Source organism: Rossellomorea sp. ABR4_004 (assembly GCF_056159585.1).
The window spans coordinates 2,501,137-2,515,999 of record NZ_JBSWVM010000001.1 but is presented as its reverse complement, the minus strand read 5'-3'; the positions used below and the strand labels follow the sequence as shown (position 1 = coordinate 2,515,999).

Annotated in this window: 22 protein-coding genes; 2 read left to right on the top strand and 20 right to left on the bottom strand. The window is 41.7% G+C overall.

All coding sequences use genetic code 11. The features are described from left to right. Positions 1-306: 306 nt before the first annotated feature. Positions 307-534 (bottom strand): hypothetical protein, encoded by a 228-nt coding sequence (locus tag ACXAF2_RS12800; protein WP_113970914.1) that lies wholly within the window; start codon positions 532-534, stop codon positions 307-309. Positions 535-674: 140 nt separating this feature from the next. Here ACXAF2_RS12800 and pdaB point away from each other — a divergent pair, with 140 nt between their 5' ends. Beyond that, positions 675-1,424, top strand: a complete 750-nt coding sequence (gene pdaB / locus ACXAF2_RS12795) for a polysaccharide deacetylase family sporulation protein PdaB (RefSeq protein WP_475139048.1) — start codon at positions 675-677, stop codon at positions 1,422-1,424. A 46-nt stretch (positions 1,425-1,470) separates the two neighbouring features. Here the strand turns inward: pdaB and ACXAF2_RS12790 are convergent, their stop codons facing one another. Then, positions 1,471-2,106: a KinB-signaling pathway activation protein gene (locus tag ACXAF2_RS12790; RefSeq protein WP_475139046.1), complete on the bottom strand. Its 636-nt coding sequence runs from the start codon at positions 2,104-2,106 to the stop codon at positions 1,471-1,473. Positions 2,107-2,255: 149 nt separating this feature from the next. Between ACXAF2_RS12790 and gerD the strand changes: the two genes are divergently transcribed. Then, positions 2,256-2,906, top strand: a complete 651-nt coding sequence (gene gerD, locus ACXAF2_RS12785) for a spore germination lipoprotein GerD (RefSeq protein WP_475139045.1) — start codon at positions 2,256-2,258, stop codon at positions 2,904-2,906. 56 nt (positions 2,907-2,962) lie between these two features. On the opposite strand, the gene ACXAF2_RS12780 is transcribed toward gerD, so the two are convergent. From ACXAF2_RS12780 to ACXAF2_RS12695, 18 genes are all read right to left on the bottom strand, one after another. Continuing rightward, a complete protein-coding gene (locus ACXAF2_RS12780) occupies positions 2,963-4,012 on the bottom strand; it encodes a P-loop NTPase (RefSeq protein WP_459227782.1) in 1,050 nt (349 codons plus the stop codon). Positions 4,013-4,156: 144 nt separating this feature from the next. Continuing rightward, complete coding sequence (cwlD, locus tag ACXAF2_RS12775; RefSeq protein WP_475139044.1) at positions 4,157-4,885, bottom strand: N-acetylmuramoyl-L-alanine amidase CwlD; 729 nt, start codon at positions 4,883-4,885, stop codon at positions 4,157-4,159. A gap of 93 nt (positions 4,886-4,978) precedes the next feature. Continuing rightward, positions 4,979-5,425 carry a DUF2521 family protein gene (locus ACXAF2_RS12770; protein WP_475139042.1) on the bottom strand — a complete coding sequence of 149 codons (447 nt, stop codon included), beginning with the start codon at positions 5,423-5,425 and terminating at the stop codon, positions 4,979-4,981. A 183-nt stretch (positions 5,426-5,608) separates the two neighbouring features. Beyond that, entirely contained in the window at positions 5,609-6,001 is a 393-nt protein-coding gene (gene rpsI, locus ACXAF2_RS12765) for a 30S ribosomal protein S9 (protein ID WP_148971251.1), read from the bottom strand. A gap of 22 nt (positions 6,002-6,023) precedes the next feature. Beyond that, the gene (gene rplM / locus ACXAF2_RS12760; RefSeq protein ID WP_113970906.1) at positions 6,024-6,461 is read right to left on the bottom strand and encodes a 50S ribosomal protein L13; all 438 of its coding nucleotides are present in this window, start codon (positions 6,459-6,461) and stop codon (positions 6,024-6,026) included. Positions 6,462-6,874: 413 nt separating this feature from the next. Beyond that, positions 6,875-7,627, bottom strand: coding sequence for a tRNA pseudouridine(38-40) synthase TruA (truA, locus tag ACXAF2_RS12755; RefSeq protein WP_475139040.1), 753 nt, complete (start codon positions 7,625-7,627; stop codon positions 6,875-6,877). Between the two features lie 14 nt (positions 7,628-7,641). Continuing rightward, entirely contained in the window at positions 7,642-8,439 is a 798-nt protein-coding gene (locus ACXAF2_RS12750) for an energy-coupling factor transporter transmembrane component T family protein (protein WP_475139039.1), read from the bottom strand. Beyond that, positions 8,436-9,305 (bottom strand): energy-coupling factor ABC transporter ATP-binding protein, encoded by an 870-nt coding sequence (locus tag ACXAF2_RS12745; protein WP_475139037.1) that lies wholly within the window; start codon positions 9,303-9,305, stop codon positions 8,436-8,438. The genes ACXAF2_RS12750 and ACXAF2_RS12745 overlap by 4 nt, the downstream gene beginning before the upstream one ends. Next, on the bottom strand, positions 9,281-10,117 hold the full coding sequence (locus tag ACXAF2_RS12740) for an energy-coupling factor ABC transporter ATP-binding protein (protein WP_475139035.1): 837 nt from the start codon (positions 10,115-10,117) through the stop codon (positions 9,281-9,283). The genes ACXAF2_RS12745 and ACXAF2_RS12740 overlap by 25 nt, the downstream gene beginning before the upstream one ends. 282 nt (positions 10,118-10,399) lie before the next feature. After that, positions 10,400-10,762: a 50S ribosomal protein L17 gene (gene rplQ, locus ACXAF2_RS12735; protein WP_034765940.1), complete on the bottom strand. Its 363-nt coding sequence runs from the start codon at positions 10,760-10,762 to the stop codon at positions 10,400-10,402. Between the two features lie 46 nt (positions 10,763-10,808). Next, on the bottom strand, positions 10,809-11,753 hold the full coding sequence (locus tag ACXAF2_RS12730; RefSeq protein ID WP_034765941.1) for a DNA-directed RNA polymerase subunit alpha: 945 nt from the start codon (positions 11,751-11,753) through the stop codon (positions 10,809-10,811). Positions 11,754-11,924: 171 nt separating this feature from the next. Next, positions 11,925-12,314, bottom strand: coding sequence for a 30S ribosomal protein S11 (gene rpsK, locus ACXAF2_RS12725; RefSeq protein WP_032085294.1), 390 nt, complete (start codon positions 12,312-12,314; stop codon positions 11,925-11,927). 25 nt (positions 12,315-12,339) lie between these two features. After that, positions 12,340-12,705, bottom strand: a complete 366-nt coding sequence (gene rpsM / locus ACXAF2_RS12720) for a 30S ribosomal protein S13 (protein WP_034765943.1) — start codon at positions 12,703-12,705, stop codon at positions 12,340-12,342. 24 nt (positions 12,706-12,729) lie between these two features. Next, complete coding sequence (gene rpmJ / locus ACXAF2_RS12715; RefSeq protein ID WP_003156543.1) at positions 12,730-12,843, bottom strand: 50S ribosomal protein L36; 114 nt, start codon at positions 12,841-12,843, stop codon at positions 12,730-12,732. Positions 12,844-12,881: 38 nt separating this feature from the next. Then, positions 12,882-13,100 (bottom strand): translation initiation factor IF-1, encoded by a 219-nt coding sequence (gene infA, locus ACXAF2_RS12710; RefSeq protein WP_034765945.1) that lies wholly within the window; start codon positions 13,098-13,100, stop codon positions 12,882-12,884. Further along, entirely contained in the window at positions 13,093-13,416 is a 324-nt protein-coding gene (locus tag ACXAF2_RS12705) for a KOW domain-containing RNA-binding protein (protein ID WP_148971246.1), read from the bottom strand. Before ACXAF2_RS12705 ends, infA begins: the two co-directional genes overlap by 8 nt. A gap of 15 nt (positions 13,417-13,431) precedes the next feature. Next, positions 13,432-14,178, bottom strand: a complete 747-nt coding sequence (gene map, locus ACXAF2_RS12700; protein ID WP_148971245.1) for a type I methionyl aminopeptidase — start codon at positions 14,176-14,178, stop codon at positions 13,432-13,434. Further along, entirely contained in the window at positions 14,178-14,828 is a 651-nt protein-coding gene (locus ACXAF2_RS12695) for an adenylate kinase (RefSeq protein ID WP_475139032.1), read from the bottom strand. Before ACXAF2_RS12695 ends, map begins: the two co-directional genes overlap by 1 nt. Positions 14,829-14,863: the final 35 nt, after the last annotated feature.

Here is a 14,863-nt window from a genome sequence, read left to right as displayed (position 1 = left end):
GTGTGTCACGTCCGTTTGGAGCGACTTTATTAATTTATCACACACCATCGTATGATGTCAACTGTTTTTTTGAATTAATTATTGGTGTTTCTTCTAAATAATTCATTGCGTTTCAGCGACGTTTATTAATATACCAAGATTTTCGGGAAGGGTCAATACATTTCATGAACTTTTTCAAAAAATATTTCAATCACATTACCTTCTTTTACACTCCCGCCTTTTATATTGCTAGCCGCTACCATCAAATCATTCATTGACAGGAAATAGTAAAGCTCCCGTTCGTATAGATACGGAAGCTGATTTTCATCAATATGTTTCTTTCTTCGCTGCCGTCTTCATATACTTTAGACATTCCTTATGACTGGCAAACCTTTTAAAGAGTGAAAATAAGATTTTGTACCGTTCATCCATTGCTCTCTTAACGATATGATCAATTCGAGAATCTTTTAGATCAAACAGTATTTCATCCATCTCTCTTTTTAACAAATACTCTATTTCTTGTTTCTCTCTGTCATTAATCATTAACCCCAGCAAGTATGTCACCCCTTAATGTTTGTATTTGTAGTTTTTTCCATTAAAAGAAATTTATAATCATTTTTTTATAAGATAGATATTTTTTCCGGGGACATGCATATCTTTAGTAGAGATAGACGGTTGAACGGAGGGATGGAATATTGAATACGTTTCACACAGTCAATGCCAAGAAGTTAAAGCAGATCAGTCTGATTATCGTGATTTCATTTTTTACTGCTTTGTTTGTATATAGCAGTAACCTTTCGACTCTTTCTGTTTTTAGTACGAAGGATGGCCCGAAAGCGATCTACAAGGGGGAAAAAGGAGTCGCGATTACATTCAATATTGGTTGGGGAGATGAAAAAGCGGGGCCGATCCTTGAAGAATTAAAGAAGATGAACGTCCAGTCCGCTACCTTCTTTCTTTCAGGGGCCTGGGCGGAGAGACACCCTGATTTAGTGGAGCAAATTGTGAAGCAGGGATATGAAATCGGAAATCTTGGCTATGCCTATTCCGATTATACGGATATGGAACCAAATAAGATCAAACAGGACATTTTAAAGGCCGATACCGTTTTTAAGAAGCTGAATGTAAAAGATGTAAAGTTATTACGCGTGCCAACCGGTCACTTTAATAAAGAAACATTAAAGGTAGCTGACTCTCTTGGACTTACTGTGGTTCACTGGAGTGTAGACTCTAAAGATTGGACGAATCCTGGTGTAGATGAAATCATCAATAATGTGAAGAAAGCCAAAAAAGGGGACATCATTCTCCTTCACGCATCGGATTCGGCTAAACAAACGAAATCCGCGTTGCCGACCATCGTGAAAGAGTTGAAAGGAAAAGGGAACTTCATTACGGTTTCTGACATGATTTCAAACGGGGATGCCAAGTCTTCCCTCATACAGTAATAAAAGCCCGCTGATGAAGAGATCTCACCAGCGGGCTTTTATTTGTTTAACTCTTTGTTGGCTGCTTACGTTGCCTTTCCATTTGGGACTTCTCGATATATTTAGGAAGACGCAGAAGCTGAAATGCATTACATGCCAGTAAGGCGAGCAGCATAAGGTACAGCCATTTAACGGAGTTCACCAGTAAAACCGGCAGCCACTCCAGTGTCGTTACAACAATCATAAAGAATAAGGCAGACACAAATGTGTTCGTCTTGGCTTCTGATTGCTGATTCTTCAAATAAGCTACGATTAAGCCAACGACCAGGATTCCGATTCCCAGAAAAATATAAGGCGTATACGACTCGCCTTCCTCAGCAAAAGCTCTGAAGCGAAAGTAGATTAAATCAAACAGGACAAGAACAATCAGTACGACTTGAACGGAATTCCATAAGCTCTTAAACATTCCCATTCCGAATTGATGGATGGTTAAATAAGCGAAATACCCCATCTGACTGATTACACTAAATGTGAAACCTACAAATATAAACCAAAGCAGACTTGATAATATGCCAATTACGTTTCCATCTTGAATGTATGGTCCGAACTGATCCCATCTAATGAGAAGTGCGGCGGTGGCAGTCACAGCTCCTCCGATCACTAACGTATGAATAAAAAAACGAATCCAATTGCGGATGGTCACTTCTATTTTCCTCCAAATAAAAAAATATACACTCTTTTGATTGTACCAACGCATTCTTAAAAAATCCAGGTTCCAGTTTTTCTTGTGCATATTTTTTTCGTTATTTCTCATATTAAGGGTAAGGGAATTTGTATGGAAGGAGCCTACCCATGAAAAAATATTCCTTTCTTTTTCTACTGTCGGTCCTTCTTCTATCCGCTTGTGGCGGTGGAGGAGATGCAGGCAGTGGCAAAATGGATTATGAAGAAACCAAGAAAATGGTTGTCGATATATTAAAGACCGATGATGGTAAAAAAGCGATTGAAGAGGTCATGTCTGATGAAAAAATGAAATCAGAGCTTATTATGGACCAAGGGGTTGTGACGGATACCATCTCGAAGACGTTAACCTCAGAAAAAGGAACTGAATTCTGGAAGAAATCCTTCGAAGACCCTAAGTTTGCCGAAGCGATGGCAAAAAGCATGAAGGATGGAAATGAAAAGTTGCTCAAAGACCTCATGAAGGATCCCGAGTATCAAGGAATGATGATGGATCTGTTAAAGGACCCTGAATTTAAGAAGGAACTGACTGAAGCATTAAAAAGCAAAGAGTATAGGGAACATTTGCAAAAAGTCATTACGGAAACATTTGAAAGCCCTCTGTTTAAGGCTAAGATCCAGGATGTATTATTGAAGGCTGCCGGTGAAATGAAAGAAGGCGGTAAAAGCGGCGGTGGCGGCGAGTCTTCTTCCGGTGGTGGTGAAGAAGGCGGATCTGGTGATTCTGGAGGTTCTGGCAGCGGTGGCGGAGGAGGCCAATAAATTTTAAGAAAGGACAAATGCGGGGTAACCCTCCCATTTGTCCTTTTTTAGTTTCATTAAGATAGTTTTTCAATTACTTTATGAGCGATTTCACCATAGATCTGCCCCAGACGATGGTCCTCTGCGTAAATAGAAGGAGCAAAATCCTCTTCGTTCCAGTCAGGCTGTTGAAGTGGAAGCTTGCCTAATAAGTCGGTACGGAGTTCTTCCGTTAGCTTCTCTCCGCCACCTTGACCGAATACGAATTCTTTTTCGCCTGTCAATTTACTTTCGAAATAGGACATGTTCTCAACCACACCAAGAATATCGTGATCCGTTTGCAGGGCCATGGCACCTGCTCGAGCTGCTACGAATGCTGCTGTTGGATGCGGTGTCGTGACGATGATCTCCTTACAATGTGGAAGCATCGTGTGAAGATCAAGGGCAACGTCTCCTGTTCCCGGCGGCAGGTCCAGCAGTAAATAGTCCAGTTCTCCCCACTCTACTTCTGAGAAGAAGTTATTCAGCATTTTCCCTAGCATAGGACCTCTCCAAATGACTGGAGCATTGTCTTCAACAAAGAAGCCCATGGAAATGACTTTTACTCCAAAACGTTCTACTGGGATAATTCTCTCTCCCCGAACGACTGGCCTTTTCACGATTCCCATCATATCCGGCACACTGAATCCGTAAATATCCGCATCCACGAGCCCGACTTTTTTGCCTTGGCGGGCCAAGGATACAGCTAAGTTAACAGAAACTGTTGATTTTCCTACTCCTCCTTTTCCGCTGGCAATCGCAATAAACGTTGTTTTACTTGCAGGTGATAATAAATCCGTTCCTTGTCCGCCGGATCCTCTATGCTTTTCAAGCTCTTCCTGTGGAAGCTCCGTGAACCTGATTCCGACAGATTCCGCTCCGTTATCCTTTAAGACTTGTACAATCTTTTGTTGGAATTGCATTTGTTCACCAGTACCTGTCTTGGCAATGGCGATCTTCACGCTCACATGCTTCTTTTCTTCCTTAATTGAAATTTCAGCGATACCGTTAGTTTCTTGTAACGTTTTATTTAAAAAAGGATCTTTTAATCCAAATAAAAGTTCGCGTGTCTGTTGTTCAGTTAACATGAATAACCACCCTTTTCTATGTATTCGTTTTCAATCAATCTGCTTTCAGTATAACATATTCTTAGTTGAATGAATGATCAAAAGGTTTTGAATGCTTTTGTTGAATAATGAAATAATTCATTTAAAAAAATAAAAGCTGAGAGGTTATTCCTCATCAGCTTTTTCTTTATCTTCTTCTTCCATTGTTAAATAATTGAGAACACCCTGATATACAGAAGCAGCGATTTTTTGCTGGTAGTCCTCTTTAAGTAAGTTGGCCCGCTCTCCTGGATTGGATAAGAACCCGATTTCCACTAAGGCTCCCGACTTTTTGGCGTGTTTTAAAATATACACATTCTGAATGCCCTTCGCTTCACGTGTTGTGTTTTCTAAATTACGTATAAGCTCTCCCTGAATGGCTTTTGCAAGGGCTTTGTTTTCTTTATACTTTGGATTATAGAATGTTTGGGCACCGCTCCACTTAGCAGAGGGAATGGAGTTCAGATGGATACTTAAAAATAAGTCTGCTTCAGATTCATTGATTAAGCTTAGCCTCTTCTTCAGATCCTCCACTTTCCTGCGGCTGTACCCTTTGGTTCCTTCCTCGGCAAGGTCTTCGTCTTTTTCACGTGTCAGTATCACAAGAGCCCCTTGTTCCTGGAGATAATCCCTTATCATCAGAGAAACATTTAAAGCGATGTCCTTTTCCAGGGCATCCTGATCACCAGCCCCACCGTCCGGACCGCCATGTCCGGGATCTATATAGATGATTTTACCTGATAAGGGGAGATTCCAGGAATCCCACGTATCCTTGTCCAGAATCTTATATTGAATGATGAATAATAATATCGCCAGTGCAGAAATCATCCCGATAACCTTTAGTTTCTGAATCATTCCAGTCCTCCCATTTCAGTTTCAACCCGGAGTAAAACTCCGCTGCCCTTACTAAAAAATATGGGACGAGAATGATTTTTAGAACTGAAATGATTAATTCAAACGCAGTTTATGACGCTTGATCCCCTTTTCATACCCTTCTGACCACCATGTTTCCACAAAGTGCTCGCAGCAGAAATAAAAGGATTCATCCACTTGATTAGAGACGCCCATCTCTGACCAATACAACCAGAAATTATAAAGTGTATCAATAAAGTGCTTTAATTCTTCCTCGCACCGCTTTTTCACGATGTCTGTGGGTTCCCCGGTATAACCAAACTTGCTGACCTTTCCACCGAGCAGGTAGGCTTCAATGGCCACATCAAAGCAAGCCTCATCAAAACCCTGCTGCATAAATACTCCGCCTTGAACCTTTATATATCCAAAATGCTTTCGGACACTCTCCTGAAGCATTTTAATCGAAATCTCTTTCAGCAATGTTCTTTCCGTCTTAATTTGCTTTTCTCTTCTCTTTGTATTGAAAGTTGTAATAACGTTCAAAGATCATCCACCCCTTTGAACGTATTTTCCTACTTAACACACCACTTCATTCGAGTAACTGTTACCAATTTTTTTGAGGGACGGACCTCTGATATTTGCGTGGAACAGAAGGTCCGTCCCTCTCTCACATAACAAAAAAAGCCCAACCGAATGAATCGGTTGAGCTTTTGTTTGAAATAATAATTAACGCTTAGAGAATTGTGGCGCGCGACGTGCACCTTTAAGACCGTATTTTTTACGCTCTTTCATACGAGAGTCACGTGTTAATAATCCAGCGCGTTTTAGAGTTCCACGGTACTCAGGGTCTGCTTGTAGTAAAGCACGAGCGATTCCGTGACGGATCGCACCAGCTTGACCAGCATAGCCTCCACCATGAACGTTTACTAAAACGTCATAGTTACCAAGAGTTTCAGTTGCAACTAGTGGTTGCTTAATTACTTCTCTTAGTGCTGCGAATGGGATATAAACTTCTACTTCACGATCATTGATAACAATGTTTCCGTTACCTGGTACTAAACGTACACGAGCTACTGAGCTCTTACGACGACCAGTTCCGTAATATTGAACTTGAGCCAAGATAATAACCTCCTCTTATTAATTATCCACGAAGTTCGTAAACTTCAGGTTGTTGTGCTTGATGCTTATGCTCTGCTCCAGCATACACATGTAATTTCTTGAACATTTGACGACCTAGAGAACCTTTTGGAAGCATACCTTTGATAGTAAGCTCTAACATTTTCTCTGAGTAGTTTGTACGCATTTCTAATGCTGTACGTTGCTTTAAACCACCTGGGTGATTCGTGTGACGGTAGTAAATCTTATCCGTTAACTTTTTACCAGTTAGTTCAATTTTTGAAGCATTAAGAATGATAACATGATCACCAGTGTCTACATGTGGTGTGAATGTTGGTTTGTGTTTTCCGCGTAGAATAGAAGCAACTTCACTAGCTAAACGTCCTAGAGTTTTGCCTTCAGCATCTACAACGAACCATTTACGATCGATTTCGTTGGCTTTTGCCATATACGTTGTACGCATGATTTAACCTCCTATTTAATGAATCCGTAGTATTTATTTTCTAATCACAATAAGTTTCCGGGGCTTATCGTGGGGTTAATAACATACCATATGCTATATTATCTTGTTCCCAGTCTATTGTCAAGAGAATGTTACACCAGGATTAGTTGTTTTAGATTTTTTTTTTGAAACTTGATTATCATCTTTATTTAACCAATTCATTTTATGATTACGAGAAGATATGTCTATACCTAGATAGTAGTGGTTGATTTCCGCTCCAGGTGCTCGCTTTCCGCGGGGCGGGCGGTGAGCCTCCTCGGCTTCGCCTGTGGGGTCTCACCTGTCCCGCTATTCCCGCAGGAGTCGAGCACCTTCCGCTACAATCAACTTCAAGGGTGCTAATATAAACTCTCTTTCAGAATGTTTAACACCCACTAATTCTGATTACAACCATAATCAACCTTCCACAGATATAACCCATGGGGTGGCGCTGTCTTCCCTGCCCTATTGCGATCCCGCGCTTCCAGTATTTCAGGGATTTCCTCTATCGGTAAATCCCCGGAGCCTACTTCTAATAAGGTACCAACCAATATCCTTACCATATTGTATAAAAATCCATTTCCCACAAAGGAAAAAATGATCTCTTCTTCATGCTCTTGAATGTCTATATGGTGAATGGTTCTTACTTTGTCTTCCACTTCCGTCTTAGCTGAACAAAAGCTCGTGAAGTCATGCTCCCCGATCAGATGCCGTGCAGCAAGCTTCATATCCGCCACTGAGAGATCGTACGGATAATGAATGGAAAAGTGACGGTTAAACGGACTTCTCGACTCTCCCGTATACACACGGTAACGATATTCCTTCTGTACGACAGAGAATCTGGAGTGGAATTGAGTTGGAACAAACTCAGCTTCTTTAACGGTCACTTCATCCGGTAAGCGTGTGTTCAGCACGACCGGCCATTTCTCTTCAGGGATGGATAAGGGTGTATCAAAATGAAAAACCTGACCATTCGCATGAACACCAGCGTCTGTCCGCCCCGACCCACTGATCCGGATTCTCTCCCCTTTATGGATAGTGGACAGAATATCTTCTATGAGCCCCTGAACGGTTCGCTGATTGGGTTGTACCTGATAACCATGAAAATAGGTGCCATCATAAGCGATGGTACACTTCACTCTCTGCATACACGACACTCCCGTTATCCTCTAAAAATAATCAATACAACTGTTAGAAGGGCCAGTACCACTAAAGCCCCCGTATCCTTCTTGTGCCAGGATAACAGGCGGTATTTCGTCCTGCCCTCTCCACCTTGATACCCTCTTGCCTCCATGGCGGTTGCCAGGTCCTCAGCCCTTTTAAAAGCACTGACGAAGAGTGGGATCAACAGAGGGATGATGGCTTGGATCCGATCTTTGATGGGACCGGAAGAAAACTCAGCCCCCCTTGCAATTTGAGCCTTCATGATTTTATCCGTTTCCTCCATCAGAGTCGGAATGAATCGTAAGGAAATCGACATCATAAGGGCCAGCTCATGAACGGGAAACTTCACTTTCTTCAATGGGTTCAATAGCGTCTCGAGTCCGTCCGTAATCGTGATGGGGGAGGTCGTCAACGTTAATAAAGACGTGATGAGAATCAGATAAAAGAATCGTAAAGAAATGAATATCCCTTGTCTTAACCCCTCTTCATGAACAGATAATATACCTAAGTCCAGGATGACGGGACCTTCCTTGGTGAAAAACACGTGTAAAAAGAACGTAAACAGAATCAACCATAGAATAGGCTTCAATCCACCGATAATAAAACGCAAGGAAAGATTAGAAAGAATGAGTGCGCTAAATGTAAAAAGACCGAGCAATGCATACGTAACTAAATTATTTGCCAGAAAGACGACACAAATAAAGCCAAAGATAAATAATAGTTTTGCCCTTGGATCCATCTGATGAAGGATGGATTTAGCAGGTACGTAGCGACCAAAGATCATTTTCTCCATCATAGGGCTTCACCTCCGTCACTGACTCTACGGATGGCTGAGGCTAATTCCTCTATCGTTAAACACGTCTTCGGTAGCTTCTTCCCTGTTTTGTGTTCAAATTGATATTGAAAACGAACGACGTCGGGCACGTCCAACCCCATCTCAAATAGTTCCTCCGCCGAAGAGAATATCTCTTCAGGACTTCCTTTTCTCTTTAGACGGCCTTTCTGCATGATCACAATCTCTTCTGCATAATGAGCAGCGTCTTCCATGCTATGGGTGACGAGAATGGTCGTCAGTCCTTTTTCTTTATGAAGGTCATAGAACATGTCCATAATTTCACGTTGACCCCTTGGATCGAGTCCTGCAGTAGGCTCATCGAGTACAATGACCTCCGGGTTCATAGCAAGTACACCTGCAATGGCTACACGTCTCATTTGTCCCCCTGATAAATCAAAAGGGGATTTAGTAAGTACTTCTTCTGAAAGTCCAACCTTTACGATCAGTTCCTTGGCTCTTCTTATCGCTTCTGCTTCTGATACGCCAAAGTTCATTGGTCCGTAACAGATATCTTTAAGGACTGTTTCTTCAAACAGCTGATGCTCAGGGAATTGAAAGACGATGCCTACCTTCTGTCTGACCGGTTTTAAACTTTTCTGCTTTTGTTTTGCTTTTATTTGATGTTCCCCTACTTGGACAACTCCCTCAGTAGGCTTTAAAAGTCCGTTTAAATGCTGCAGGAGTGTTGACTTCCCCGAACCGGTGTGACCGATTACCGCAAGGAATTGACCTGTCGGGATGGTAAGGTCGATATCTTGAAGGGCAAGCTTTTCGAATGGAGTGTTGAATGAATATCGGTATTCTACCTGTTGAAATGTGATTTGCATAATTCATTCACCAACTCTTCTTCTGTAAAATATGTTTTTGATAAGGGTATCCCTGCGTCTTTAAGAGCTCCAGCCAGCTTTATTGTGAAAGGAGAGTCCAGACCCAGATTGATTAACTCGTCCTCTAATAAGAAGATTTCTTCCGGGGTTCCTTCCTTAAAGACCACCCCTTGATTTAATACAATCATTCGATCGGCTTTTGTCGCTTCTTCAAGGTCGTGGGTTATGGAAATCACCGTCAGGTTTTCTTCCTCTTTCAACTTGCGTACTGTTTCAAGGACTTCTTTTCTTCCTTTGGGATCAAGCATCGATGTCGCTTCATCTAAAATGATGATGGATGGCTGAAGGGCTACGACCCCGGCAATTGCTACACGCTGCTTTTGACCACCTGATAAATGGTGCGGCTCTTGATTAAGAAAATCCTCCATATGGACGCTTTTTAAAGCATCATTGACTCGCTGTACCATAGATTCATAAGGTACTCCATGGTTTTCTAACCCAAAAGCCACATCATCTTCTACTGTAGCACCAACAAATTGATTATCGGGATTCTGAAAGACCATGCCCAGCTTTGAACGGATGTCCCAAATAGAGCTCTCTTCAAGAACGATCCCGTCCACCGTTACCTTTCCCTTTTCAGGAAAATGAAGCCCGTTCAACATTTTGGCAAGAGTCGACTTACCGGATCCATTATGACCGACAATCGCTAACCATTCACCTTGATTGACAGTCAGGCTAATCCCTTTAAGGGCGTAGGAATTCTGATCAGGGTATCTGAAATGTACATCGTCTACTTGAATGATTTCTTTCAATTTTTGCAACCTCCTCTACGCTCTTCATACTCAGCTCTGCTAAAAAACCTCTGCATATAAAAAAAAGCCTGCACCCCGACCAAAGAAAAGAGAACTTTTCTTGTTCAACCATTGAACAGCTTCTATGAAAATAGAAGTTGGAAGGGGTGCACGAGCTAGACGAGTCAGCCGGAGCTGCTCATCGTAACGCTCTGCTTTTCATCAACATGCACTTATACAAAAAGGGCAAAGAAGCAGTTAAGGATTAACTGTCCTGCCCTTAATGTTAGAAGTCACGAATTATTAAACTAATTCGATGATTGCCATTGGAGCACCGTCACCACGGCGAGGACCAACCTTCATAATGCGAGTATATCCGCCTTGACGCTCTGTGTAACGAGGAGCGATGTCAGAGAATAACTTTTGTAGAGCATCTTGGTTGTTTTCAGCGTTTGCAACTTCTTTACGAATGAATGCACCAGCTTGACGACGCGCGTGAATGTCACCACGTTTACCTAGAGTGATCATTTTTTCAACAACTGAACGAAGCTCTTTCGCACGAGTTTCAGTTGTTTCGATGCGCTCGTTAATGATTAGGTCTGTAGCTAAATCACGTAGCATTGCTTTACGTTGAGCACTGGTACGTCCTAACTTTCTGTAAGCCATTAAGGGTTCCCTCCTTTGTTGAATCTATATATGAAAGAAGATGTTATCAGTCGTCTTTACGTAAGCCAAGTCCAAGGTCTTCAAGTTTAACTTTAACCTCTTCAAGTGATTTACGTCCTAAGTTACGCACTTTCATCATATCTTCTTCTGTCTTGTTAGCAAGCTCTTGAACAGTATTGATTCCAGCACGCTTCAGGCAGTTATAAGAACGAACAGAAAGATCTAATTCTTCGATCGTCATCTCAAGAACTTTCTCTTTTTGGTCTTCTTCTTTTTCTACCATGATTTCAGCATTCTGCGCTTCATCTGTAAGGCCAACGAAAATATTTAAGTGTTCTGTTAGAATCTTAGCACCTAAAGAAATCGCTTCTTTTGGTCCAATACTTCCATCAGTCCATACATCAAGAGAAAGTTTATCGTAGTTCGTCATTTGACCAACACGAGTATTTTCTATTTGATAGTTAACGCGTGAAACTGGAGTGTAAATAGAATCGATTGGGATCACGCCAATAGGAAGATCCTCACGTTTGTTCTGGTCTGCCGGTCTGTATCCACGTCCACGTGATGCGCTTAAACGCACACGGAAGTGTCCACTCTTAGATAATGTTGCAATGTGTAAATCAGGATTTAACACTTCTACATCACTATCATGAGTAATATCAGCAGCCGTTACAACTCCTTCGCCCTGTACATCAATTTCTAGCGTTTTCTCTTCATCAGAGTAGATCTTTAACGCTAACTTCTTGATATTCAAAATGATGGATGTGACATCCTCTACGACGCCTTCAATTGTTGAAAATTCATGCAGTACTCCATCTATTTGAATAGATGTGACAGCAGCACCTGGGAGTGACGATAGTAGGATACGACGTAAGGAGTTACCCAAAGTTGTACCATATCCACGCTCAAGTGGTTCTACGACGAACTTTCCATATGTGGCATCATCGCTGATCTCAACCGTTTCAATTTTTGGCTTTTCAATTTCGATCATTAATATTTACCCTCCTTCAAAACGTCGAAACTCCGGGCTAAATAAGTTAAAGTCCGAAATTCCCCATGTTTACGTTCCCTATTGTGCACCAACAACTGGTTACTTTTCTGAATGAACGTATCTTGTATCATATCCCATTATAGACAACGATACAAAATTTATACAGAAAAATTAAACGCGGCGACGTTTTGGTGGACGGCATCCATTATGAGGAACTGGAGTAACGTCTCTGATTGCAGTAACTTCTAGACCTGCTGCTTGAAGAGCACGGATAGCTGCTTCACGACCAGCACCAGGACCTTTAACTGTTACTTCAAGAGTTTTTAAACCATGTTCTTGAGAAGCTTTCGCTGCAGTTTCAGCTGCCATTTGCGCTGCGAATGGAGTCGATTTACGAGAACCTCTGAATCCTAGTGAACCTGCACTTGACCAAGCAACAGCATTTCCGTGAACATCAGTAATAGTTACGATTGTGTTATTGAATGTAGAACGAATGTGTGCAATACCAGCTTCGATATTCTTTTTCACACGACGTTTACGAGTGTTTGTTTTACGTGCCATACTAAGAAGTAACCTCCTTTACCTATTATTTTTTCTTATTAGCTACAGTCTTACGAGGACCTTTACGTGTACGAGCATTGTTCTTCGTATGTTGTCCACGAACAGGTAGTCCACGACGGTGACGAAGACCGCGGTATGAACCGATTTCCATAAGACGTTTGATGTTTAGTGATACTTCACGACGAAGATCACCTTCTACTTTTAATTTATCAACGATATCACGAATCTTTCCTAGTTCGTCGTCAGTTAAATCGCGAACGCGAGTATCCTCAGATACACCAGCTTCAGATAAGATTTTCGCTGCAGTATTTTTACCAATACCGTAGATGTATGTTAATGAAATGACAACACGTTTGTCACGTGGAATGTCTACACCAGCAATACGTGCCATAGTGATAGCGCACCTCCTTTAAGATTAGCCTTGTTTTTGTTTGTGTTTAGGGTTTTCACAGATAACCATGACTTTACCTTTTCTACGAATAACTTTACATTTTTCGCAGATTGGCTTAACAGATGGTCTAACTTTCATCTTATTCTAACCTCCTTAATAGTACGGAGTGCAATAGATTATTTATAACGATAAGTGATTCTACCACGAGTTAAGTCATACGGTGATAATTCTACTGTTACCTTGTCACCAGGTAGGATACGAATGAAATGCATACGGATCTTTCCTGAAACATGTGCCAGTACTGTATGACCATTTTCTAATTCTACCTTAAACATCGCATTGGGCAAAGTCTCGGCGACCTTACCTTCAACTTCAATTACATCATCCTTAGCCATCGAACATGTCTCCCTTCTTCTCATCATTTAAAACTTCGTTAACAAACTTTGAAACAGCATAACGGAGTTTACCGTTCGTCACTCTTCCTGTTTCTATAATACTGTTTTGAACTTCTGGAGAAACATAGTCACACAAGTGAAGATGAGCGATGTTCTTTCGCTTGGCGCGATCAAACTTTCTTCGATCTCCATCTGCTATGAGTACAAAACGTTCATCCAATTGCTGAACTACGACCGAGTAGCTTCCTGTTTCTCTCCCTTTAAGGGTTTGAACAATCTGGCCTATCCTCGGAATCGTCGAATCTGACTCGATCAATCCAATCACCTTCACTTAGGCTTTCGTCAATATCTCATAGCCGTCTTCAGTAATTGCAATGGTGTGTTCAAAGTGCGCACACATTTTATCATCTACTGTGACGACTGTCCAGTTATCTGATAACGTTCTAACATATCGACTTCCTGCATTAACCATAGGTTCAATAGCCAGTACCATGCCAGGCTTTAAACGGGGGCCTTTGTTGGGTGGTCCATAATGAGGAATTTGCGGGTCCTCATGTAAGTCTTGACCAACTCCGTGTCCCACATACTCTCGAACGATAGAAAAGCCATTAGCCTCAACAAATGTTTGTATACTATGAGAGATATTCGACAGACGCTCGCCTGGTTTAGCTTCCTTAAGTCCCAGAAATAATGATTCTTCCGTAACATCCAGAAGCTTCTGGGTTTCATCATCTATTGTTCCAACTGGATATGTCCAAGCTGAGTCACCGTGATAACCGTTATACTTAGCACCGATATCGATGCTGATAATATCGCCATCCTTCAGTACCCGATCGCCTGGAATTCCATGAACCAACTCATTGTTGACGGATGCACAGATGCTGCCACGAAACCCATTATACCCTTTAAAAGATGGAATTGCATCATGTTTACGAATGAATTTTTCAGCAATTGCATCCAATTCCTTCGTCGATATTCCCGGAGAAATATGCTTCTGCAATTCCGCATGAGTTAATGCCACAATCTTTCCAGCTTGCCGCATAATCTCAATCTCTCGCGGAGTTTTAGAAATGATCATTATGAAAGGCCTCCAAGTAGTTCATCAATGTCATCAAACACTCTATGGATGTCTTGTTGACCGTCAATGTTTTTCAGATAGCCTTTATCTTCGTAGTAAGCCAATAGTGGTTGAGTTTGTTTGATGTTTACGTCTAAACGGTTTTGAACCGTTTCTTCGTTATCATCTGCACGTTGATATAACTCACCGCCGCAGCGATCACAAACGCCCTCTTCTGTTGGCGGATTAAAGACAAGATGATAAGTAGCGCCGCACTCTTTACAGATCCTGCGACCTGTCAAGCGCTCCATCAGGATGTCCTTATCTACATTTATATTAATGACATAATTCATTTTTTTACCAAGATCAGCCAGGATGTTTTCAAGTGCTTCTGCCTGAGCAACCGTTCTTGGAAACCCATCCAGTAAGAAGCCTTTTACACAGTCCTCTTCGCTTAAACGTTCACGAACGATACCGATTGTCACTTCATCAGGAACAAGATCGCCATTATCCATGAATGATTTAGCCTTCAAGCCTAGTTCGGTACCGCCTTTGATAGCTGCACGGAACATATCGCCAGTAGAGATATGGGGGATACCATATTTATCTACGATCTTTTCAGCTTGAGTGCCCTTTCCTGCGCCTGGTAAGCCCATAAGAACTATATTCACTCTCGAACTCCCCCTAATTGTCTATAAAATGGCTT

What these genes read in the sequence shown, in the direction of transcription:
- ACXAF2_RS12780 (WP_459227782.1), bottom strand. Translation starts at nt 4,012, where the DNA reads ATGTTAACTGAACAACAGACACGCGAACTTTTATTTGGATTAAAAGAT.
- gerD (WP_475139045.1), top strand. Translation starts at nt 2,256, where the DNA reads ATGAAAAAATATTCCTTTCTTTTTCTACTGTCGGTCCTTCTTCTATCC.
- infA (WP_034765945.1), bottom strand. Translation starts at nt 13,100, where the DNA reads ATGGCTAAGGATGATGTAATTGAAGTTGAAGGTAAGGTCGCCGAGACT.
- rplQ (WP_034765940.1), bottom strand. Translation starts at nt 10,762, where the DNA reads ATGGCTTACAGAAAGTTAGGACGTACCAGTGCTCAACGTAAAGCAATG.
- ACXAF2_RS12750 (WP_475139039.1), bottom strand. Translation starts at nt 8,439, where the DNA reads ATGATGGAGAAAATGATCTTTGGTCGCTACGTACCTGCTAAATCCATC.
- rpsM (WP_034765943.1), bottom strand. Translation starts at nt 12,705, where the DNA reads ATGGCACGTATTGCTGGTGTAGACATTCCACGTGACAAACGTGTTGTC.
- rpmJ (WP_003156543.1), bottom strand. Translation starts at nt 12,843, where the DNA reads ATGAAAGTTAGACCATCTGTTAAGCCAATCTGCGAAAAATGTAAAGTT.
- map (WP_148971245.1), bottom strand. Translation starts at nt 14,178, where the DNA reads ATGATCATTTCTAAAACTCCGCGAGAGATTGAGATTATGCGGCAAGCT.
- ACXAF2_RS12745 (WP_475139037.1), bottom strand. Translation starts at nt 9,305, where the DNA reads ATGCAAATCACATTTCAACAGGTAGAATACCGATATTCATTCAACACT.
- truA (WP_475139040.1), bottom strand. Translation starts at nt 7,627, where the DNA reads ATGCAGAGAGTGAAGTGTACCATCGCTTATGATGGCACCTATTTTCAT.
- ACXAF2_RS12730 (WP_034765941.1), bottom strand. Translation starts at nt 11,753, where the DNA reads ATGATCGAAATTGAAAAGCCAAAAATTGAAACGGTTGAGATCAGCGAT.
- rplM (WP_113970906.1), bottom strand. Translation starts at nt 6,461, where the DNA reads ATGCGTACAACGTATATGGCAAAAGCCAACGAAATCGATCGTAAATGG.
- rpsK (WP_032085294.1), bottom strand. Translation starts at nt 12,314, where the DNA reads ATGGCACGTAAAACAAACACTCGTAAACGTCGTGTGAAAAAGAATATC.
- cwlD (WP_475139044.1), bottom strand. Translation starts at nt 4,885, where the DNA reads ATGATTCAGAAACTAAAGGTTATCGGGATGATTTCTGCACTGGCGATA.